The following is a 23258-nucleotide window of genomic DNA, read 5'->3' on the forward strand; positions in this document are numbered from 1 at the left end:
TATCTGGTGTTTCCTGAAATGATCCGGCTCCATTGCTGATACGTAAGCGCCGCACCCACTGCCTTTCTGTCCTTCCGTCCTATGCACGGCGAGCAAAGGCCCAGCACCAGAAACGGTGCACCCGCGCGCTCAGAAGCAAGGGGACGGCCACCGCTCCGCCTATCGCCACAGCCACGAGCACTGGCAAGCCAAGCCCGTCGAACGCGACCAGGCCACCCGCCAAGGCCCCGCCGCCCAGCGCCGACGCGAGCCGGCACGTGTTGGCCCTGAACCGGCGGGGCCCGAGCAGGATCGATGCAATAAAGGCCAGCAGTACACAGCCTTCCACACTAAAGAGGAAAGTGACCAGCTCTTGCATCCAGATCGGCGCATGGATCATTGCCATCATTTTCAATTCCTCCCGTTTATTCGCGGACGCGAAAAGTTTCCACTGACATTGGACGAGCCCGATGTCCTACGCCAGATCAAGGTAAGCCGCCAGGGCCCATGCCCTATCGGACGTGCAGGTGCGCATGCCAGGCAACCAGTCCAGTCCCCGAATGAGACGGGGATTGTCCATGACGAGATGCGGCATCGTTTCGCCCTTGCTGAAACGGCGCGTTGCCTCGAGGCTATCCGGCGCGTCAGCGCCGCCCGATGATGAAATAGCGGGCGGCGCATGTTCGCCCGGACTCACGCCTTTATGCCTCGTCGACGTATGCCTTGAGGCTCCATTCCTCAGTGGTGCGGTATACGCGCATACCGAGCAGCCAGTCCAGACCAGGAATGGGGCGGGGATCCTCCAGGGCGAGTGCCGGCATCGTCTCGCCTTTCCTGAAACGGCGCGTCGCGTCGTAGCTGACCGAAGCAAATCCCCGGACACACCACACGCCGTCCTGCGGGCAGACTTCGCCGGGGCGAACGAGCGTGCCCAGCGGCACGCGGCTCTCCAGTTCCTTTTCGTGCGCGGTCCTGACCCGAAGCCCTGTCGCCGGGTCGAGGCTCTTCTCGCGGGCCAGCCTTTCAACCAGCGCATGGGACGGCTTCTGCGGCGCCACGGCTGCGGCCTGTTCCTTCTCCCACTGGAACGTGCCGTCCCACGACGGTAGTTTCGCCGGCGGCAGTGGCACGATCTGGTCAGCGTCGGGGACTTTCGGGTTCAGACCTTCGTTCCTGTCGAGGAATTTGCCGATCATTTTGTAGCGGCGCGAGCGTTCGGGATCGTTCTGGACAGCAAGGTAATACAGCACCCGGTTTTCTGGAGTTACCGCAAAGCCATTTTCAAGAAACGATGCGGCCTGGCGGCTTCCCGCCATGACGCCCTGCTGGAAAGCCTTGAGTGCTTCTGTGTAGACCTCGTCGTCCATACGACCAATAGCCAGGGAGGTCGCGGCCTTGCCATGCCCCTGATCCGCTGAGCACCGGTACATCTGCAGCGCAACCTCAGGTGCGGCGTCAACCGGGAACAGTTTCTCCGCGAGGTAATACTGCGCGTCCGGACTGCCCAGGTCCGCCGCCTTGCGGAAATAGCGCAAGGCCGTCACGCTATCCTGCTTCAGCCCGTACCCGAGTTCGAGGTAGTGCGCGATGTCGTAGTAGCCACCCGGCACGCCCTGTTTGACCAGTTGCACTGCCAGGTCGATCGTCTCTTTCGGTGCATCCGGCGAATCAGCCAGCCCCGTCGATACCAGCTGCTGAAGGTTGGTATTGGCCTTGTAGTGATCGTGGGCCGCCGCGATCCGGTAATACCGCGCGATATCGCTGAAGTCCTTCGGGCCATCCTGCTTCTGCAGCCAGCGGCCGTATCTGAACAGCTGGTCCGCATCGGGATCGAGCGGCGGCAGGTGGTCGTCCTCGTGTACGCAGGTAAAGGCGAGATTCGCGCGCACGGCGCTCATGCTGGGTAGTGAAGCCAATGGGTTCTCCTTGGTACAGGCGCAGGCGAGGGCCGCCACCAGGGCGGCAAGCATGCCTCGTCTCATGGTTCAATCCTCATAAGTGCGTGTGGGCGAGGTACGCAGGAAACCTACGAGGGACGCGATCGGAGCCCGCTTTGCGCTCTGTCTTTTGGTGTTCCGAGAAATGATGTCGCTCCATTTCAAATACGCTTGCGACACATCATCCTGAGCACCCAGATTGTTCGTATGCAGCGCCCACATCTGTTTGCGCAGTGCGGACGTCAGGCCGCCATGCTCATGGCAGATATTCAGTTCGCTATCCACCTCCATGCTGCGCCGGTTGACATTGGCCGAGCCGTGCGTCGTAAACACGTCGTCGACGATCATCAGCTTCTGGTGGACATAGACGTAATCCCACGCCTTGCCTGCAGGCGTGTCCGGTGCGACCAGGGTGCAGACCAGCACCTTCATCCCCGGCATATCCTGCGGCGGCACCAGCTCTCCCTCCTTCGTCATGCCGTCCGGGCTCACGCTCGCCACCCGCCGTTTCTCCTGCCTCGTCTGCTCCAGCTGCTGCCCGATTTCCGCCTGCCGGAGCTGGCCGCCCTGCAGGTAATTCGCGAGCCCCTGCATCTGCGAGAAACCCGCGCCCTGCATCATCGCGCGCTGGCTGGCCGCCTGTTCGTCAGCAAGCTGCTTCTCCAGCGTCTGCTCCTGCTGCGTAAGCTGGTCGTTCTTCTCCAGTGTCTCGACCCCGGGCATCCGGTCGCCATATCCGAGCGCCGCGAGCATCTGGTAGCTGCTCACTGTCCCGCGGCCGATGCCGTCGTCGTTCGAGTTCGTGACCACGAACAGATACACCTCACCATGCTTCGCCGGGTTGCGCCCCCACTTGATCTGCGCGTTGACGTTCTCCCGCAGCCTGTCGGCCACCGGCATGTAACGGAAATACTGGTTTTCGATGTACACGAATCTCGTCGTGTTGTTCACCGCCTGCAGGTACAGCGACGCGATGTCCTTCGTGCCGTCCTTGCCGTGCTGCGACTGCGTGCGAAGGATCTGCGCCATCACCGGCGTACCGTGATCCGCGCGCAGCTTCAGCCGGCAAGCCAGCGCCGCCCGCGCCTGGGTCAGGTTCTGCCCGGTCGCGTCGTCCCACGCCTCGCAGAAATTCTCGTTCAGGTACTCGAGGACCGGACCCGTCACCTTCGCGGACATGTCCTGCCGCGGATGCAGGCCGTTGCGCCCCATTCGCGGCGCCTGCCGCAGCCAGGTGTGATCGTCCCGGTCCCAGTATTCATCCAGCGTGTTGTGCCCCATCACGAACCCGATGGCCCGCTCGGGAAGCTCGTAGTCGACAAGCACCATCTTCTGGTGATGCGAGGGCTCCGCCGTCATCGCCGCGGTGTTCCGCTCTCTCAGCGTGGGGTCGCCCGCCGGGCCGCTCATCCACGTGCGCCAGGCGATTTCGGCCCGCTCCCTCAGATCGAAATCGCGCGTGGCGAATTCAATGTTTGTCAGCGGCTTTGGCGCGCCCGGCAATGCGTTCAATGCCGTGGTCACCACCGATTTCGCTGCGGGGAACGGATTGACCCTCGTCCCGGCCGACATCCGCGTGACATTGTTCCGGTTGGCCCGCCAGTACCAGAGCTGGTCGAATTCCCGCTGCGCGTGGGTGCGGCCGTCCTGTGCAGCCCCCGCCAGCCCGACTGGCCCGTGATTGCCCGGCATCATGTCTTCCGAGAAGGACGCCACGTGCAGTGAGTCGCTCCAGACCAGCAGCCGGATCCTCATGTGAGGTTTTTCGAGGCCCTTGTATTCGAGCAGTTCACCGATCGACGGCGAACCCGCCGCGTCGCTGCCCCGTCTGAAATACATGGACGGCTGGAAACCCCAGCACAGGATATCGATGCTGTGCTCCGCGTTCCGTATGGCGTCGAACACCGCCGCGAAGGCCGTCTCGCCATTCACCAGCGGCAGGTAGGTGGCCAGCGCGGGGTTGTATTCGGTGCGCTGCACGAACCATGGGGACGTGAGCGTTGCGCTTCGCGTGCAGGAAAGCGCGAGCGGCGTGGTAGCGCTCTGCTGTTTCATGGTCAGGCGTCCGTATCAGGGTTGAGCAGCGGGTTGTAACTGGCGCGGTGTTCGGCACGATCGACAGTACCGGACCTGGCGCCCGGCAGACCTTCATGAAAACGGATGCCCTGATTGGCCAGTGCGCCGTTGACGGCATCACCGCGATAATTCTCTGCAACCGGGATGTCATGCGTCACGCCATTAGCCTGTTGCAGCGTGTACTTATGCGTGGTGGGATGGTGATCGATCTGGATCAGGCCTGTTTCATCGAACACGCCCTGCTTCATCAATGAACCATCAGCAAAAAGCTTGTACGGCATGCCGGTTGGCACGGCCGTCCTTGCCGCCGGAGACCCAGCCGCATCCAGGGTAAGCGGTATGGTCGGCAGACCGGCGAGCGCCGGGTGGTTCCGGTCCAGCGGCATGTTCAGCGACGCCTTGCCCTTCTTCTGCACCGTGATCGTCTTGAGGAACAGATCGCCAGGACCACCGAGGGTGATGCTACCGTCCTTCATCTGGACGAACGCACCACCGCATTCCAGGATGATCTCCTTTGCCGCCGCCAGGTTGACCTTTCCATTGACGCTGGCAAGGTCGAGATCTTTGTCCGCGATGAAAGACATCGGCCCATCTTGCGCCTGAATCTCGACGGGGCCCTTTGCCGCAAAAATCCTGGCACCGAACTTCTGCGCGAACAGCGAAATCTTTTCACCCGCTGCGACCGTGAAGCGTTTCAGCACGCTCCAGTCGGCGTTCTTCCCGGCTACAGCGTTGATGCTGTCCTGCGCCGCAAAGTGCACGCCGCCGGCCGCGACAACAGCCGCCGATGCCGGGGTGCTCATCAGCAGACCCGGCTTCTTCAGCCCGTCGAAATCTTCCATCATCTGCTTCTGCGCATCAGTGTCGGCAGGCTCTGCCTTGGCGCTTTGCGCCGATGCTGCCAGCGCCTTCGCAGTCGCCAGCGCGCTTTCCAGTTGTGCGATGGTTTCCTGCATGTCGAGCTGATTCCCGCTCGCGCCTGGACGGTCATATGCCGTGACCATCATTCCCTTACCTGCACGGCTCACTCCGTAACCGGATGTGCGAAGCTCATAGCCTTCGCCGCGCTTTTCCAGTTTGTTGTCAACCAGGTAGCCGAGATTCAGTTGCGATTTGCCCGAATGCTCCGTGCTGAGCTTGACGCCTTCCTGGCCCGCCCAGTCCTCAAAGCGGATCTTGTTGTTCGCCTGGGTGCGGATCACATTCCGTGAGAGCCAGCGCCGGTCATTCGTCACCAGGTCGCGCGCCTGGCTGTGATGGTGGAACGCAACGATTTCGGGCTTGTCCGGGTCGCCGTCGCGGCAGGTAATCACGGCTTCGGCATCGTCCAGCGCCGGGAAGTGCATGCCGGTTTGCAGCTTGCCCGCGAACGGCTTCGCGAGGCGCAGCGGAACACTTTCTCCGCCGTTGGGCCACGTTTCGAAGTCCGCATCAAAACGCACCGTATAGTGGCCGTTTGCGGTTACGTATGCGTATTTGTAGGAGTCCGGGCTGGTGACGCGTGCGCTGAGCGTGCCGGTCACTTTGGCCCAGGTTTGCGTCTCGAGCCTGAGACGGAAGCGCCGGTCAGCGGGGATTGCCTTGTAGCTGTTCGAGTAGGGCGTATCGCGCGCGCCGCTGTGCGTGACCTCGACAATCAACTGGCCTTTGGGTGCATCGGGCAGAACAAGATCTGTTTCCAGCACGCGCCCCGGCTGCAAGTTCAGCACGTTGCTGTCGCCTTCAAAGACCACCTGCCAGGCGATGGCCGCTTCGTGGCGAAGCTGCGCTTCCCACTTCGCTCCCGCCTGGTCCAGGTGGTGAGTGCCATAAATATAGGACTGGCCGTAAGTGGTGGGATCGCTGGGCGCAACGTTGGACGTGTCGCGCAAACGCTCCCAGGCTTGCTCCGGGTTGTAATCCGCGACCATGAACGACTGCGGCACCGTCGCGGAGTGCGTCTTTATCGCCGTCACCGCCTCGACGCCGCACGCCTCAAGTCCCGCTGCTTCGCGGTACGGCACGACGCGTTGCGGTTCGTCGTAAATGTAATGATCTACGTCGTCCCCGAACACCACCTGGTCGCCGTATTCCGTCTCCTGGATATAGCTGTAGATGCCCGATTTCTCTTGCAGCATGTGGGCATAATTCTGGTCGCTCATGCCGTGCTGCATGCGAAAAGCATGCTTCGGATACTGGCGGCGTAGCCGGAAACTGAACTGGTGCTCAAGCATTCCGTGACCGCGCAACATCTCCGCCAGAATCTCGGGCGTTGAACCATGCTGGAAGATCCTGTTTCGGGTCAATGCTGCCAGCCGCCCGAAATGCGACTGCAACACGACTTCATACTTGACGTAGTCCTTCGTGTTCTGGATCGTTGAGAAGCGCGCGATAAAGCCGGAGAATTTCCGGGGTGGTCCATCGTCCAGCACGATGACAAACGACGCGTCACGGCTCAGGTATTCGGAGCGCGCAAGCTGTTGCGGGTGGGTCAATACGATACGCACCTCGGTCGGTGCACCCATCTTCTCGGTGGCCTCGAACGACACCACAGAGAGCGCCGCCGCGCTGTCCGTACCGGGTACGTCGAGGTGGTACGCCTGTCGCCCCGGTAGGACCTGAAGTGCGCCCTGCAGGTCTGTCATTGGCCTGGCCTCCTTGCGATTGTTTGAGAGGCGCGGCCTGATTCAGCAGGACTACAAAGGTTGGGAGGCCGCGATGCGGAGCTTATTTGGCTCCTAAGGGTTTTTACCCTGCGTGCCATCCCAATTCGTGCGGAAAATTCTGCAAATTGGTCGTTAAAAGTCGAAGCACTATTCGGCGCACCGGGAGGCAGCGGCGGACGCACCCGCGTTGTGAGCGAACAAACCTTCGGCAAGGCGCGACGGGTTTATCTGGCGAACTGTTCGAGCGCGCCCATGTCCGCGCTGATTGCGTTGGCCCAACCTCATATCAATTCGATGTGTTGGCACCGCCAGAGGCAGGTCGCCGCTGGCAGCAGCCGGCCGCGCGTGGGCACGCGTCGCCATGCGATCTGCCTAACTATCCCTCGCGGCGCGCGGGCAAATCGAGTAGCGCCGCCCCTTCCAGGATCTGTGCAGTCGAGCCGTCCCATTCGTCCTGCCGCATCGGTTCCGCGCGGCCACCCAGATGCCGTTCGAGAAACGCCTCGGTGATCGCGTAGAACGAGATATTGTTTTCGGGTCGCGCGAAACCATGCCCTTCATCCGGATACAGAACGTAGGTCACCAGAATACCGTTGGCCTTCATCGCATCCACCATCTGATCGCTCTCAGCCCGCTTGACGCGCGGGTCGTTCGCACCCTGACCGATCAGCAGCGGCCGGCAGATGCGACCGGCACGATGCACCGGCGAGCGCTCGCGCAGTAGCGTCCGGCCCTCCTCCGTCGAAGGGTCTCCAATCGCTCGCACGAACTCCTTGCGGAACGACTCCCAGTAAGGCGGGACGCTCGCCAACAGTGTTTCCAGATTGGACGGCCCGACAATCGCGACCCCGCATGCATACATCTCGGGATTGCGCGTCATGCTCGCGAGCACTGCATATCCACCGTAACTGATGCCCATGATCGCGACACGCGACGGATCTGCGATACCGCTTTCAACGGCCCAGGCTATGGCGTCGAGCAGGTCGTCATCCATGCGACGTCCCCATTCACCGTCCCCAGCATTGACGAAGTGCTTGCCGAACCCCATCGAACTGCGGAAATTCACGCTCAGCACGCTATAGCCGCGGTTAGCCAGCCATTGATGCTCGGGTTCGAAGCCGAAGATGTCCCGGGCCCAGGGGCCACCGTGAACCAGCAACACCAGTGGACCCGCTTGCTGCACGCCGTTGGGACGCGTGAGATACGAAACCAGATCGAAGCCGTCGCGCGAGCGGATTACCACTGGATGCATTGGCGCGAGCGGCGCCGCGCTGAGGACGGGGCGATGTTCGAACAGAACGCGCAGCGACTGGCTCTGCCGGTCATACAGATAAGTCGTGCCAGGCCGCAGATCGGAAATTGCATCGATAAGCCATAGCCGGTTGTCCTCGGTATCTCCTTGCAACCGCCATTCGCCGAGCCCTGCGCCGTTCAGGAAATCAACGTCGGTCTGAATTTTCTGGTCGATCGCGACATAAGTGGAGCGCTCCAGATTGAGCCTGTAAGCCAGCGGCTCAAATGTTTCGGGATCCATAATGAAATTGAAAAGGTCGGCGCGCGAATCGGCCGCCACCACTTCGGTCGTGCCGCTGGCAAGATCGATCCGCGTCAGCGCGGTTGTATTTCGGCCGCGACTGTCGAGCACGAACAGTGCTGAACCGTCGGCACTGAGATGGCCCGGGCCAGATGTCCTGGTCTCTTCCGGCGCAAACCGCATCCATTCGTCCCAGCTACCGTCTGCATTGCGCCTGAGCACCTCCTGGGAGCCGTCGCTCGCGAGGCGAGTGGCAAAGTGCGGGCGGTAATGCTGGTCGACAATAAAACCTGCAAAGCCGGGATTTTCTTCGACGAGCACAAGTTCGCCGGTTGCGAGGTTCAGCGTGTACAGGTCGAAGAACTTTGGGTCACGGCGGTTCATACCCACAAGGATGCGATCGCGGATGGTTCGGCTCACCCTCTCGATCGATACCGTAACGTTTTCGAAAGGCGTCAGGTTGCGGCAGGTGCCAGCATCCAGATCGACTACATGAACATGGAAGTCCTCGTTGCCCTCGACGTCCTGCAGATAGACGATATGACCGTCGTAGGTCCAGAGATGAAACCGTAGACCTCGGTTCGTATCGTTCGTCACCGCGCGGGCGAGTGACAGGTCGTCGAGCGGCGCGACCCAGACATTCAATACGCCGTTGACCGGCGCCAGCCAGGAGAGAAAGCGCCCGTCCGGACTGATCTCGACATCAGTGCGCTCTGGATTGCCGAACAGATCGGCGCGGGGGATGAGAGGAACGTCCGAAGCGGTCGATGTCACCTGGTAGTCTCCTTGCATCGAGTAGGCCGCTGCGCGGATCACGCGGACGGCCTGAAGGAGAATAACCGGAATCGACGCGGTAGAAAACGAGCGAGCAAACGTATGCGATGCATGTGGCATATCGGTCCGATCCGGTATGCGCCAAGGTGCCGTCCGCGCACGACATGTCTCACCGCGTCACTTCAATAGACATCCCGCACATAGCGCTTGTCTCTCGCGAGCCGGTTGACGTATTCGAGCGCCTTCTCATCGCTCATACCGCCATGGCTGACCACGACCGCCTTCAACGCCGCGTCGACATCTTTCGCCATGCGGCTCGCATCGCCGCACACATAGAAATGCGCGCCGGACTCGAGCCATGCCCACAACTCGGCACCGTGTTCGCGCATGCGATCCTGCACATAGATCTTCTCGTGCTGGTCCCGAGAAAAAGCCAGATCGAGCCGCGTCAACAGCCCTTTCGTGCGCATCGTCTCCAGTTCGTCACCGTAATAGAAGTCGGTCGCAGCATGCTGCTCTCCGAAGAACAACCAGTTGCGGCCGGTATCCCCGCGCGCCAGCCGTTCGTGCAGAAAGCCCCTGAACGGTGCGACGCCGGTGCCGGGGCCAACCATGATCATCGGCGTGTCGCCGTCGCACGGCGGGCGGAAATGCGCGGATTTCTGCACGTACACCGGCACGGTGATGTCCCCGGCGCGATCGGCGAGGAAGGTCGAGGACACCCCTTTACGCTGGCGTCGGCCGTTGCTGTAACGGACTGCAGACACGGTCAGATGAACTTCGCCCGCGTGCGCCTTGGGGCTCGACGCAATCGAATAGAGCCGCGGTTGCAAGCGCTTGAGCATGCCGAGCAACTCCGGCGCCGTCAGTGTCACGGGAAACTCGTGCAGCACGTCGGCCAGTTGTTGGCCCCACAACCATTTCTTCAGATCAGCCTTGCGGTCTTCGGCCAGCAATGCGCCGAGCGTGCCGTCGCGACTGCGCGAGGCGATGAAGGCTAGTGCCTCGGAATTCGGCCGGGCAATTTCGTAGTGCTTGCCGAGTGCATCGGCGAGGCGCATATCGCCGATACCGCTGACATTCACCGGCGCATCCGCTGCCAGCCCGCTCAAACCGATCAGTTCATCTACCAGTTCGGGACAGTTGCTCGGCCACACACCGAGCGCGTCGCCGACCTCGTATTCGAGGCCCGAATCGCCGGTCGACAACGAAAAATACCGCGTATCCTTCGACGCACCGTGCTTGTTGAGCCGCAAATTCTTCACGAGGCGCGAGGCGGCGGGATGAGCCTTGGTGGGCAACACGCCGGGTAACACCGAGGGGATCATGCCATCGGCCGGCACCTCGTGTAATGCGGCGTCCTCCTCCTTGATACGCGCGACGATCCGCTCGAGCCATGCATCGGCGGCGGGTTCGAATTCCGTGTCGCAGTCCGTGCGTGGTAGCAGACGCAGCGCGCCCTGCTCGGCGAGGCGCGCATCGAGATTGCGGCCATGACCGCAAAACTGGTCGTAGTTGCGATCGCCGAAGGCCAGCACGGCGTAGCGCACGTTGTCGAGGCGCGGCGCGTTGGCGGCCTTGAGTGCGCTCCAGAAGCTCTCGCCGTTATCTGGCGCATCGCCATCGCCGAACGTGCTCGACATCAGCAGCACGTACTGCGCCCTTGCCAAAGTCGCAACGTCGTAATCGGCCATGCAGGAAGTGCGGATCTCGAAGCCCGACTCCATCAACTGTGTCGCGTAGCGTTCCGTCAACGACTCGATATTGCCCGTCTGCGATGCCCACAGCAGCAGCACCTTTGGACGTGCCCGCGCGATTCGCACAGCGGGGGCAGCGAACGCAGCGTCGGACGAGACGCCAGAAGAGCTATCGGCAAGTCCAGGCGCTGTCGTAACCGCGCGGCTATACAGACCAGCAAGCATCCCGTCGAACCAGAGCCGGGTGGCGGTCGGCAACGGCGCGCTGGCGGGCATCACGGGCACGCCGTCCGCCTGGGCCTGCTGACCCGCGCTCGCGCGCAGGCCATTGATAAAACCGGCCACGTAGGCACGTTGTGCATCGTCGAGCAGCGGCACAGGCATGTCCTGCATGCCGAGCATGGCGGCGAGAGCGTCGATACGGGACATGTCCCCTTCCTTGATCGAACCGGCATCGGCCGCCAGCAGCGGGGCCGCGGCATCCATACCGGAGGAGATAGCGTCGGCGTCATCGGCCGCCGCACTGGGTTCGGGTGCGACGCGGCTCAACGCAACCGCGCAGAACTTGAGTTCCGGTTGCTGTGAGATCGGATCGACCGCATCGTTGGTCACCGCGTTGATGCAGAGGTCTTCGCCGAATACGTCGTTCCAGTGCATCGGCGCAAAGCAGGCACCCGCCTGCACACGATCGGTCACTACGGCGGGCAGTACCGCATGGCCACGACGCGAACGCACTTCGACGCGGTCTTTGGCCTCGATGCCAAGCGCGGCTGCGTCTTCCGGATTGATCTCCACGAAGGGCCTGGGATTGAGCTTGTTCAGCATGGGCACCTTGCCGGTCTTCGTCATGGTGTGCCATTGATGCTGCAGGCGCCCCGTATTCAGGACGATCGGAAACTCCGGCACCGGCATCTCAGCCGGCTCGGTATGCGGCCGCGCGAAGAACACGGCTTTGCCGCTCGCGGTCGGGAAGACCAGCGCCGGACGAACGCCGTCGGACACTTCCCTGAGCGGCTGACTGATGCCATCGTTCAGATAACGCACGGGATTGCGGTCTCTTAACAACCCCGACGCATCCGGCGAACAGGGCCATTGCAGCGGCGACTCACGCAGCCGCGCGTGGCTCGCGCCGCGCAGGTCGTAGCCGGTCTTCGGGTTCGAGGCTCGCGTGATCTCCGCGAACACTTCCTCTGCCGACGCATAGCCGAACGCGTCCGCAAAACCCATTTCGCTGGCCACGCGCGCGATGATCTGCCAGTCGGGCAGCGCCGTGCCCGGCGGGTCGATCGCCTTCTGCATGAGCGTCATGTTGCGCTCGGAGTTGATCATCACGCCTTCCGCCTCAGCCCACAACGCGCCAGGCAAGAGGACGTCGGCATAGCGATTGGTTTCGGTGTCGAGAAACGCGTCCTGAGCGATCACCAGTTCCGCGGCCTGCAATCCGGCAATCACAGTCTGCCGGTTGGCGACGCTTGCGACCGGATTGGTGCAGATAATCCAGCACGCCTTAATATCGCCGTCCGCCATGCGCGAGAACATGTCGATAGTGCCCTGCCCGACTGCCGTCTTTAGGGTCCCAGACGGCACTTGCCACAGGTCCTCGATAAACGCCCGGTCTTCTTCCACCAGCACGGAGCGCTGCCCCGGCAAACCCGGCCCCATGTAGCCCATCTCGCGACCGCCCATTGCATTGGGCTGGCCTGTCAGCGAAAACGGCCCGCTACCGGGGCGGCAGATCTTGCCCGTCGCCAGATGGAGGTTGCAAACGGCGTTGGTGTTCCACGTGCCATGCGTGCTCTGGTTCAGACCCATCGTCCAGCAGCTCATCCACTCCGGTGCTTCGCCTATCCATTGCGCCGCGGTGCGGATATCCGCCTCGGGGATGCCGGTGATAGCCGCGACCTTTTCCGGCGTGTAGTCGTCGAGAAAGGCCGGCATCGCCTCCCAGCCTTCCGTTGCGGTGGCGATGAACTCGAGGTCCGTATGACCGTTCTGATGCAGCAGATACAGCAGGCCGTTCAGCAACGCGAGATCGGTGCCCGGTTTGATCTGCATGAAGAGATCGGCCTTGTCCGCGGTCGTATTGCGGCGCGGATCGACCACGATCAGTCTGGCTCCGGCTTTGACGCGATCCATCATGCGCAGATAGAGGATCGGGTGACAGTCGGCCATGTTGGCGCCGATCACGAAGAACAGATCGGCCTTGTCGAAATCCTCGTACGAGCCCGGCGGACCATCCGCGCCCAGCGAGAGCTTGTAGCCGCTGCCGGCGCTTGCCATGCACAGACGCGAGTTCGATTCGATATTGTTGGTGCCGACAAAGCCCTTCGCGAGCTTGTTGGCGAGGTACTGCGCCTCGATCGACATCTGGCCCGATACGTAGAACGACAGCGCATCGGGGCCATACGTGTCGAGGATTTCGCGCAGACGGCGGCCGGTGTCGGCAATCACCTGGTCGACCGGCAGTGGAATCGGGTCGCCGTTGCGCTCGCGTCGTTCATAGGCGTTTTCGAGGCGTCCGGACTTGCTTAGCGCGACATGGGCCGACGACCCCTTGGTGCACAGCCGGCCGAAATTGGTGGGATGTTCCTTGTCGCCGGCAATCTTGACGACCTGGCCATCCTCGACCTGCAGCACCATTCCGCAGCCGACGCCGCAGTAGGGGCACACCGTCTTGACGCTTGCGCTGCTCATTGCGTGAACGCCCCCGGCCCGATTAGACCGCTACCCATACACGGCCATCCCTGACCTGCGCGGCGAAGGCGCTGACCGAATGCTCGGGCGCTTCGAGACATTCGCCGGTGCGCAGATCGAAGTGCTGCTTGTAGATCGGCGAAGCCACCACGATGCGTTCACCGAGGTTGCCAATCAGTCCACGCGACAGCACCGCCGCCTGCGAACAGGGATCGAAGTTGTCGATGGCATACACCCCAGCCTCGCCGCGCGCGACGTTAAACACCGCCACCTGCCGTCCGGCCACCAGCGCGCAGACGCCGGTATCGGGCACGATGTCGTCGAGCGCGCACACCGGCACCCAGTCAGGCGTATTTCGATCGTTGTTCATCAAGGACTCCTCGAGATGTATGACGCTGGATTCAAACGGTCTCGACGACCACGGGAACTGGAAACTGCCTGGCGGTCTCGCGCTCGGCCGGTGTCGCAGGACGGATCTGGCCGCGTTCCTCGACAAAGGTCACGTTCTCGTCGAGCTTGTCGCTGTTGACGAAATGACGGAAGCGTTTGCGTGTCTCGGGATCGGTCACCGCCTTTTTCCACTCGCATTCGTAGGTATCGATCACGTTCTGCATGTCCGCTTCCAGTTCCGCGGCGAGCCCCAGCTTGTCGTGGACAACGACGTCGATCAGATAGTCGAGGCCGCCTTCGAGGTTGTCGCGCCATACGCTGGTGCGCTGCAGACGGTCGGCCGTGCGAACATAGAACATCAGGAAGCGGTCGATGTAACGCGTGAGCGTTTCGCGATCGAGATCCGCTGCCAGCAGTTCCGCGTGGCGCGGCTTCATGCCGCCGTTGCCGCATACGTAGAGATTCCAGCCCTTCTCGGTGGCGATGATGCCGACGTCCTTGCCTTGCGCCTCCGCACATTCTCGGGTGCAGCCCGACACGCCGAACTTGAGCTTGTGCGGCGAGCGCAGACCCTTGTAGCGGTTTTCCATCGCAACCGCGAGACCGACCGAGTCGCCAACACCATAGCGGCACCACGTCGAGCCCACACACGACTTCACCGTGCGTAACGACTTGCCATAGGCGTGACCCGATTCGAAACCGGCTGCGATCAGTTCTTCCCAGATCAGCGGCAACTGATCGACGCGGGCGCCGAACAGGTCGACGCGCTGGCCGCCAGTGATCTTCGTATAGAGGCCGTATTTCTTCGCCACCTGCCCAACGGCGATGAGTCCCTCTGGCGTGACCTCGCCACCCGGCATGCGCGGCACTACGGAATAGGTGCCGTCGCGCTGGATGTTGGCGAGGTAGTAATCGTTCGAGTCCTGCAGGCTCGCGTGTTCCTTCTTCAGCACGAACTCGTTCCAGCACGAGGCGAGAATGCTGGCGGCGACGGGCTTGCAGATATCGCAGCCCAGACCGTGGCCGTGCTTTTCGAGCAGTGCGCCGAAGCTCTTGATGCGCTCGACGCGCACGATGTGGTGCAGTTCCTGGCGCGAGTACGGGAAGTGCTCGCATACGTGGTTGTTGACCGCCATGCCCTGCTTCTTCATTTCGGCTTTCATCACCTGCGTGACGAGCGGCACGCAACCGCCGCACGAGGTACCGGCACAGGTCGCTGTCTTGAGGGCGCCGATGCCGGTGGCGCCGGCACACACTGCCGCGCAGATTTCGCCCTTGGAGACGTTGTTGCACGAGCAGATCTGCGCGCCTTCGGGCAATGCGTCGACACCGAGCCCGGGCTTCGTCTTGCCGTCGCTGGCGGGCAAAATCAGGAATTCCGGTGCCTCAGGCAGCTCGATGCGGTTCAGCATCATCTGCAGCAGCGTGCCGTATTCGGCCGCATCGCCCACCATCACCGCGCCGAGCAGTTGCTTGCCGCACTCGGATACCACCAGCTTCTTGTAGACCTGCTTGCGCTCGTCGCTGAACTGGTACGAACGGCTGCCCGGCGTCTTGCCGTGCGCGTCGCCGATGCTCGCCACATCCACGCCCATCAGCTTGAGCTTGGTGCTCATGTCCGCGCCTGCAAAGCCGGCCTCGTCGCCGAGCAGTTGCCGTGCCGCGACGCGCGCCATTTCGTAACCCGGCGCGACGAGGCCATACACCATGCCGTTCCACGCGGCGCACTCGCCAATGGCGAAGATGTCGGGGTCGCTGGTCCGGCAGGTGTCGTCGATCGCAATGCCGCCGCGCGGGCCCAGTTCGAGGCCGCATGCGCGTGCGATCTCGTCGCGCGGGCGGATCCCTGCGGAAAACACGATCATGTCGGTGTCGAGATGCGTGCCGTCGGCAAACTGCATGCGGTGCGTGCCCGCTTCGCCGTCGACGATCTCGAGCGTCTGCTTGCCGGTGAGAACCTGCACGCCCAGTTCCTCGATCTTGCTGCGCAGAACCCGGCCGCCGCCGTCGTCCACCTGTACCGCCATCAGGCGCGGTGCAAACTCGACGACGTGTGCCTTCAGCCCCATATCGTGCAGCGCCTTGGCGCATTCGAGCCCGAGCAGGCCGCCGCCCACCACCACCCCGGTCCTGGCGCGCGCACCGCAAGCCTGCATGGCTTCGAGATCTTCTATGGTGCGATAGACGAAGCAGTCCTGACGATCGTTGCCTTTAATTGGCGGCACGAAAGGCGTCGAACCGGTGGCGAGCACCAGTTTGTCGTACGACAGCGTTTCACCGGTCGAGATTGTCACGGTGCGCGCCGCGCGATCGACCGCTACCGCCTTCGCGTTGAGCTTGAGCAGTACGTTCTCGCGTTCGAAGAAGCCGGGCTTGACCAGCGACAGGTCTTCAGCGGACTTGCCCGAGAAGAATTCGGACAGATGCACGCGGTCGTAAGCAGGGCGCGGCTCTTCGCACAGCACGGTGATGTGCAGCGCGCAACGCGCGTCATCCACCAGAGATTCGAGGAGCTTGTGTCCCACCATCCCGTGGCCGACGACCACAACGTTCATGACAGGGGTTTCGTCAGTTTCCAGCTCGGTTCGCGACATGATTTTCGTCCGGCAAATAAAAAAGCGTCCCGTGGATCATCCAGCCGTTCAGCGGTTGAATTCGGGGCAACAACTGTCCATACGTTCCACTTCCCGCTCGCTCACGCACCGCTATCGGCGCGCACACCCGCCGGTGTCGAAAGCGGATTGGCCACCACCAGACCCTCGGCCGGTAGCGCCCATTTGAGCCAACGGGCACGATGCAGCACGACCAGCGCGAAGGCGAGCGCCGAGATCACGCCAAAGGTCGCGAAGCCCATCTGGTAACTGCCCGTGCTTTCCTTGGCCATCCCCATGATGACCGGCAGATAGAAGCCGCCGATCCCGCCGGCCGCGCCAACGATCCCCGACATCAGGCCGGTCTTGCCCTTCCAGCGTTGCGGCACGAGCTGGAAGGTGGCGCCGTTGCCAAGGCCGAAGCACAGATAGGTGACCACCAGCAATGCGATGCCGGCTCCGAGCGGCGGCATCCATGCGGCGAACGCGAAGTCGCACAGCGAAATACCGGCAAGCAGCAACACGAGAGCGCGCACACCGGAGATGCGGTCGGCGATCAGGCCGCCAATCGGACGCACCAGTGCGCCAGTAAACGCGAGCAGCGACATGAAGAGCCCCGCTTCGAGCTTGGGCAACTGATAGAGCGAGACCAGCAGCGTCGTCACGTAAGACGACATGCCGACGAAGCCGCCGAAGGTGATGCTGTAGACGAGCATCACGACCCACGTGTCGCCTTCAGCCAGCACGCTGCGGTAATGCTTCGGCAACACCGCGATGGCAAGCAGCGCACCCAGCACGGGCAGCAGTAATACCCCCGTTTTTCCACCGCCAAAAACACCCGCATGCACGGCTAGAACAAGCGCGATCAGTCCGCCCAGGGTGACGCAGAAACTGCGGAAAGCGCGCGGCGCGCTACCCGTTTTCGCGCCGAGGTCCGTCGCCCAGAAGAACAGCGCGACCGCCGCGAGAGCCAGCAACGGCAGCGCCGCGCCGGCCGCTTTGGCCCACCCGAAGTGGTCCGCGAGACTGGGGAACATGAAGCCGTCGAGCACCGCGCCGATATTGCCCGCGGCGGCGAGGCCGAGCACGAGGCCTTGCACCTTCGGCGGATAGTTGCTGCCTGCCATCGGCAAGGCCACGGCAAAACTTGCGCCGCCTACGCCGAGGAACACGCCGAGCACCAGCAGCGTCACGTAGGACGGCGGCGTCGGCGACAACAGTAGGACAACTGAAGGCAGCGCGGAGAGCGCCACACCAAGCAAGGCGATACGGCGGCCGTCGTAAGCCTGGTACAGGTTGCCGAGCGTCACCCGCAGAATGGCCGCACCCAGCACCGGAACCGCGACGAGGAAGCCCAGTTCCGCGGGCGACATCGCAATGTCCTTGTGAATGAACGGTGCCAACGGGCCAAACATCACCCACACGGTGAACCCGGTATCGAAGTACAGAAAGCACGCTAACAAAGCACGCCAGTTGCCGCTTTTTAGCGAATCCAATAGGTGTTTCATGGGTCTCTCTCGCAGGGTGAAGGCGTTGAAAAATTCGCGGCAAAAAAATGGAGCGCAAAAAAAAAGCGTCCCGAGTGCCCAGTGCGCTCCGATATCTCGGTGGCTTCTGGGTACTCGGGACGCCGTTGTCCCTGTGGGCCGCTTTAGACGGGCAGCCCCTCAAGAGTGCAATACGTTGAGGCCGTCGTTGGCCCCGCTGCGTTGCAATGCAATAGATATGCCATGAGCGCAGCCGCGCTGACGATGCGAACCGCGCCGACGCTCGCGGCCGATGCTTGCGTGATCCTGGCGAAGCGCTGTGGAATAAGGCTGAGCGACGCACCGGTCAAGGACCTTAACCAGTGAATTTGCGCGTGAAAACAGGGGTTTCTTTGCGACCGCGCTCTGCGTTCTCGCGATGAGTCGCGCGCTCTTCCGGCGCAGCATGAATTGAGTTGGTGCAACGTTGTGGTGCGTCGCACCATCTTATTGCACCGCCATGCAGTCCAAATCCCTGGCACGGCGCAAGCAGCAGCACCGATGTAGCGGTAACATCCGTACTCGCGCTTAAGCGAACGCTGCGTAGTGTCGCGTCAAGGCCGGTGTCAAAGCGTTCAGGCCCGCACCTTCCAGAAAGCTGACACCCCGGGCAAACCGCCTGCGCGTTCGAGCGGCCTCGAGAAGCCGCGCGATCCCCATTCTTCTATATAGACGGCATGTCACAGCACCCCAAGACAGTACGGCCCCTGGTCATCGCCGCGGTGATGGCCTCCATGGCAATGGTCGCCATCGAAGCCACCATCGTCTCCACCGCCATGCCGCAGATCGTCACGCAGCTCGGCGGCCTGCATCTCTACAGTTGGGTCTTCTCGTCATTCCTGCTCGCGCAGACCGCGATGACGGTCGTGTTCGGCAAACTCGCGGACCTGTACGGCCGCAAGCCCATTGTCCTGATCGGCATCGTCATCTTTCTGGTGGGTTCGGTGCTCGCGGGCTTTGCGTGGTCGATGCCGGCGATGATCGTGTTCCGCCTGATACAAGGCGTCGGCGCCGGAGCCATCCAGCCCGTCACGCTCACGATCGTCGGCGATCTGTACCCCGCACGCGAACGCGGCAAGATCCAGGGCTACCTCGCGAGCGTCTGGGCCATCGCTGCCGTGATCGGTCCGATGGCCGGTGGCCTGCTGATTCGCGACCTGTCGTGGGCGTGGATCTTCTGGATCAACATTCCGATCGGACTCGCCTCCGCGGCCGGCTTTCTTGCGTTCCTGCACGAACATGAAAGGCATGGGCGCCCGTCCATCGACTTCGCAGGCGCCACCCTCTTCACCGTATCGATCGGCGCGCTGATGATGGGCCTCACCGACGTGGGCAGTTCCAGCGACGCGCTGGTGGCATTCGAATTCGCGCTGTTCGTCGTCTGCGGGGTCCTGTTCGTGTGGCAGGAGCGCCGTGCCGCCGACCCGATGATTTCATTTGCCTTGTGGGGTCACCGGCCGATCGCCGCCTGCAATGTCGCCACGGTGCTGTCGGGCATGGCGCTGATGGGCCTGACCAGTTTTCTGCCGATGTACGTGCAGGGTGTACTGGGCCGCTCGCCGGTGGTCGCCGGCCTCGCCTTGACCATGATCATGCTGGGCTGGCCGAGCGGTGCGACGCTGGCGGCCCGCTCGTTTCATCGGCTCGGCTTGCGGCGCACGCTGATCGGCGGCAGTGTGTTTCTGCCGCTCGGGGGCGTGTTCTTCGCGACGCTGAACCCGGACAGCAGTCCGGTGCTCGCGGGGATCGGCTCGCTGGTAATCGGCTTCGGCATGGGGATTGTCAGCGTCAGCTCGCTGATCCTGATCCAGGAAATCGTCGAGCCGTCGGAACGCGGCAGTGCGACTGCGTCGAATCTGTTCTCGCGCAATCTCGGCAGCACGCTCGGCGCTGCCATGTTCGGCGCGGTGCTGAATTACGGGCTCGCGCATTCATCCACGATCGCCGCCGTGACCGCGGACCAGCTCCGGCAGATTCTCGACTCGGCGCCGGGCAATACTGCAAGTGGCGCGGCCGTGCGGCTCGCGCTCCATCAATCGCTGCATCTGACTTTCACGTCCATTCTGGTCATCACCGTGTTTTCCGTACTCTCGGTGATGCTGGTTCCTGCGATCAAGCTGAGTCAGGCGCGCGCAGCTTCAGCAAATTGAAGCGACGGAAAAGGCCGCATCTTTAAACCATGGCGTCGAGCATGCGCGCAGTAATAACGCGCGCCGAAAATGCACGATTCTCGCGGCTCGGCTAGACTGCAAAAAATCGCCAAATAGAACGGCAGTGCTCATTCCCAGGTGGTTCAGTCAAGCCGCCGCGGGTCTGATGCTTGCTAGCGCAACCAGATTAATGCTCTGACGAATATGCGAACGGATTCTAGAGACAACTCCATCCCGATCGTTGCCACATTGAACACAGTGATTTGCCGCGGCGCGAATATTCAGCCCGCCCGTATGGCTCTAGAATGCCCTTCGTCTTTCAGACAGCGAATTCATCGCGCAAACGGCCGATTGCGCAATTAGCACGAGGCAGGGCCCGTAAAGGGCAACACGTCGACAAGCAGCAGCCATGAGACGATTAACGGCGAGCTTGCAGCGCGTGTCTAAACAATAAACATCTGCCGATAAAACAATTTACTCGAGCGGTCGGAAATCCCAATGCGAACCAGCAAGCAACCTCTGCCAGGAAAACTTTTCCGCGCCTTAGTGTTTTGCGCGCTAACTGTCGGTGCAGCAGCGGCTCATGCCGACGAATTCGGTGTGCAAATTTCCGGAGGCGTCGCGGACCATGATGTAAAAAAAGCCGATCTCGGCTTTGTCTGGGACCCCGGTTTAACCTGGTGGGAAATCGGCGGATATCACTTCACCGTCGTCGGCGAGGCGCACGTCGCCTATTGGGACATCCGGGAATCCGATGCCGCCCACCCCGACATCTGGGAATTCGGTCTGACGCCGGTGTTTCGCTTCATCAAGAGCTCGGGATGGTTCCGGCCGTATATTGAAGGCGGTGTCGGCGTGCGCCTGCTGGACCATGTACGGGAGACGGAGGACCGCACCTTCTCGTCGTCGTTCCAGTTCGCCGATATGATCGGCGTGGGTGCGCAGTTCGGCGGCCACCAGCAATACCAGGCCGGTTTCCGCTTCCAGCATCTGTCGAACGCGGGCCTCGAGCACCCCAACCCTGGCGTCAATTTCAGCGAAATTTACCTGCAATACAACTTCTGAGCAAAATCGCCGTGGCCGCGTTGTGGCCGATAAGCACAAGGTGTTCCTGAATCCGGCCACCGCGTGCTATCGTTGGGTTGCATCTCAGGACGGTTCGCGCACCGTCGGGAACCGAACGCAACTTGTCGTAGCGGGTATCGCCATGAGTGATGTACGCCTCCATCTGAGTCCACGCGACCGCGTGGAACTGCTTTGCTGGCTCACCTGCGGGAGCCTCGGCGCCTATTACCTCAATGAGACCTGGCCGGAACCCTCCTTCCACGTGCAGGCGGCCCACAAGTGGCTCGACCGTCACTTACGGGAAGCTGACTGGCTGAGCGTCGCCAAACTCTCCGCGATGGCGCTGGAGATCGCCGCCCGGCACGCACACTTCGTCGAAGCGGAGTGGGCCCGTGACGCCGTCGAAGAAATCCTCGACACCGACGACCTCGACTTCCAGGCGCGGCTCGTCACCCAGGTGCTGGGCGACTGCCAGTATGCGCTGGCGGACAAGCGCATCGCGGACTGAGCGCAAGCGGACGCTGCCGGCCCGCAGGTTTTCGCGTCACTCGCCGCGGCGCCGACGCAACGGTCGAAGAATTCCATCCGGCCAATGCAGCGCATCGCGCTTATCCTCCTGATTAATCAGGATTACTTTGCATTCGTATGATGCACTGTGTATCACCCTGCGTTGACTCCACCGTCCGGCAAAGCCGTCGTCACTGGCACTCTACGAGTAGAGCCGAACGCCAAACGTTTGCGTAAGGGACCGAAAGGATTTTCTGCGCATCGCGCGCCCTCCTGTCCTCGCACAAGCCCGCCCCGTCTGGGGTTGCGGCATTTATTAAAGTTTATCCCCGCGCTAAAGAAATCGGCAAAAAAGTCGTTATAGACGGGTAAGCGGCAGCAAAATATGCCGCCAGTGAGCGAGTCCGCAGAGACCGCTTGAGCAGGGCCAAACACTCCGCAGGGGAACACATTGAATCAGCAACAGTCGTCAAGGTCGCGGACCGCGGCTCCGGGCGAAGTCATCTTCTCCGAGGGCTATGTCGGGACCTCAGCCCTCTACGTCATTGCCGACGGCAAAGTCGAAATCTCCACACAGTGCGACGAAAAGCGGGTGATTCTCGCAACCCTGGGCAAGGGCGAAATCTTCGGCGAATCGGCGCTACTGCCGTCCGAGCCACGCGGTTCCACCGCAAAGGCGCTCACCTTCTGCCGTTTGACCGTCATCGAAACCAGCGTTGTCGAGGAGGAAATGGAGCGCGTCTCGCCTCTGCTGCGCCATCTGGTACGCACGATGATTCGCCGCACGAGGCGCAAGGACGAATTGCTCGCAACCTATACGCATGCCGACTTCCTGCCCGGTGTCCTCTCCTATGCGCACGTGCTGGCTCTGATGGCCGGCGCCGATACCCAGAGCCGTGCGCGCCGCGCGCCGGGCGAAGAAGTGTCGGTGCCGCTCGCCGAGGTCATCAGGAAGTGCCGCGCAATTGCAGGCCATTCCCGCTTGCACGTAATGGCCATGCTCAAACGGATGGAAAAACTCAATCTGGTGAGCTTCGATGCAGGACGCCCCGAGTACATCGGCAAGGGCGGGGTCGCGAGCGAAGACGGTGCGGCGGGCCGGCATATGGTCAGTTTTGACCCGATCCGCCTCATCGAGCGTGCCCAGCAAGTAGCCGATCACGAACTGGATCTCGCGATCACCGGTGAACTCGAGCTGATCGAACTGTCCGATCTGGAAGCGTTGATTGGTGTCGAAAAGCAGCTGATTCTCAAGAAGCTTTCTCACTCGGAAATCGCTGAGGATATCTTTGCGTTTCGCAAGAGCAAGGTGCTGAACTACGTCGAAGAGCACGGCACGGCCTATTTCTCGAAGCGAAAAATACGTACCCCCAGCCAGCTCGAATCGCTGGGCGATCTCGAGTTTGTCGACCAGCGAACCCTGTTCGACGCCGTGAGCGCGTTCGACACTTACGACCTCGCCAAGCTGCTTGCCACGATGACTGATCAGACGATCGCCGACCGGTTGCTCTCGGTCATGACGCAGGCGCGCCAGAACGAGATTTCGTGGATCATGCGACGCGACATCAAGATCGATCCGCTCGAGATCCCGGATATCGAGCAGCGCTTTATCGAGCTGGTGAAGAGCATCAAATCGCCTTCAGTGAATCCATCGGTCCCGATCGGGTCGCCCATCTAGGCCGCCGCGTGCCAT

General features: G+C 62.0%; 15 protein-coding genes. 5 read left to right on the top strand and 10 right to left on the bottom strand.

All coding sequences use genetic code 11. From position 1 onward, the window contains the following. Positions 1 to 79 precede the first annotated feature (79 nt). The 10 genes from P3T20_RS12690 to P3T20_RS12735 form a co-directional block, all read right to left on the bottom strand. A complete protein-coding gene (locus P3T20_RS12690; RefSeq protein ID WP_429287013.1) occupies positions 80 to 388 on the bottom strand; it encodes a hypothetical protein in 309 nt (102 codons plus the stop codon). Between the two features lie 66 nt (positions 389 to 454). Then, the gene (locus tag P3T20_RS12695; RefSeq protein WP_074264483.1) at positions 455 to 676 is read right to left on the bottom strand and encodes a hypothetical protein; all 222 of its coding nucleotides are present in this window, start codon (positions 674 to 676) and stop codon (positions 455 to 457) included. Positions 677 to 680: 4 nt separating this feature from the next. Then, the gene (locus P3T20_RS12700; RefSeq protein ID WP_429287014.1) at positions 681 to 1961 is read right to left on the bottom strand and encodes an SEL1-like repeat protein; all 1281 of its coding nucleotides are present in this window, start codon (positions 1959 to 1961) and stop codon (positions 681 to 683) included. A gap of 3 nt (positions 1962 to 1964) precedes the next feature. Further along, on the bottom strand, positions 1965 to 3971 hold the full coding sequence (locus P3T20_RS12705; RefSeq protein WP_429287015.1) for a phospholipase D-like domain-containing protein: 2007 nt from the start codon (positions 3969 to 3971) through the stop codon (positions 1965 to 1967). A gap of 2 nt (positions 3972 to 3973) precedes the next feature. Further along, positions 3974 to 6616: a type VI secretion system Vgr family protein gene (locus P3T20_RS12710; RefSeq protein ID WP_429287016.1), complete on the bottom strand. Its 2643-nt coding sequence runs from the start codon at positions 6614 to 6616 to the stop codon at positions 3974 to 3976. Between the two features lie 397 nt (positions 6617 to 7013). Beyond that, positions 7014 to 9065, bottom strand: coding sequence for a S9 family peptidase (locus P3T20_RS12715; RefSeq protein ID WP_429287017.1), 2052 nt, complete (start codon positions 9063 to 9065; stop codon positions 7014 to 7016). A 62-nt stretch (positions 9066 to 9127) separates the two neighbouring features. Next, positions 9128 to 13336, bottom strand: coding sequence for a molybdopterin-dependent oxidoreductase (locus P3T20_RS12720; protein WP_429287018.1), 4209 nt, complete (start codon positions 13334 to 13336; stop codon positions 9128 to 9130). Between the two features lie 22 nt (positions 13337 to 13358). Continuing rightward, positions 13359 to 13706, bottom strand: a complete 348-nt coding sequence (gene nirD / locus P3T20_RS12725; protein WP_429287019.1) for a nitrite reductase small subunit NirD — start codon at positions 13704 to 13706, stop codon at positions 13359 to 13361. 31 nt (positions 13707 to 13737) lie between these two features. Beyond that, positions 13738 to 16281: a nitrite reductase large subunit NirB gene (gene nirB, locus P3T20_RS12730; protein ID WP_429287162.1), complete on the bottom strand. Its 2544-nt coding sequence runs from the start codon at positions 16279 to 16281 to the stop codon at positions 13738 to 13740. Between the two features lie 140 nt (positions 16282 to 16421). Next, positions 16422 to 17825, bottom strand: coding sequence for an MFS transporter (locus P3T20_RS12735; RefSeq protein ID WP_429287020.1), 1404 nt, complete (start codon positions 17823 to 17825; stop codon positions 16422 to 16424). 222 nt (positions 17826 to 18047) lie between these two features. Here P3T20_RS12735 and P3T20_RS12740 point away from each other — a divergent pair, with 222 nt between their 5' ends. The 5 genes from P3T20_RS12740 (at position 18048) to P3T20_RS12760 (ending at position 23243) form a co-directional block, all read left to right on the top strand. After that, the gene (locus P3T20_RS12740; protein ID WP_429287021.1) at positions 18048 to 18170 is read left to right on the top strand and encodes a hypothetical protein; all 123 of its coding nucleotides are present in this window, start codon (positions 18048 to 18050) and stop codon (positions 18168 to 18170) included. A gap of 350 nt (positions 18171 to 18520) precedes the next feature. Beyond that, a complete protein-coding gene (locus P3T20_RS12745) occupies positions 18521 to 19993 on the top strand; it encodes an MDR family MFS transporter (protein ID WP_074264476.1) in 1473 nt (490 codons plus the stop codon). A gap of 498 nt (positions 19994 to 20491) precedes the next feature. Then, positions 20492 to 21058 carry an acyloxyacyl hydrolase gene (locus P3T20_RS12750; RefSeq protein ID WP_074264475.1) on the top strand — a complete coding sequence of 189 codons (567 nt, stop codon included), beginning with the start codon at positions 20492 to 20494 and terminating at the stop codon, positions 21056 to 21058. A 142-nt stretch (positions 21059 to 21200) separates the two neighbouring features. Next, positions 21201 to 21566, top strand: a complete 366-nt coding sequence (locus P3T20_RS12755) for a hypothetical protein (RefSeq protein ID WP_074266053.1) — start codon at positions 21201 to 21203, stop codon at positions 21564 to 21566. Positions 21567 to 22016: 450 nt separating this feature from the next. Further along, complete coding sequence (locus tag P3T20_RS12760; protein ID WP_074264474.1) at positions 22017 to 23243, top strand: Crp/Fnr family transcriptional regulator; 1227 nt, start codon at positions 22017 to 22019, stop codon at positions 23241 to 23243. The last annotated feature ends 15 nt before the right edge of the window (positions 23244 to 23258 follow it).

Source organism: Paraburkholderia sp. GAS206C (assembly GCF_050435645.1).
GTDB classification, from domain to species: Bacteria; Pseudomonadota; Gammaproteobacteria; order Burkholderiales; family Burkholderiaceae; genus Paraburkholderia; species Paraburkholderia phenazinium_B.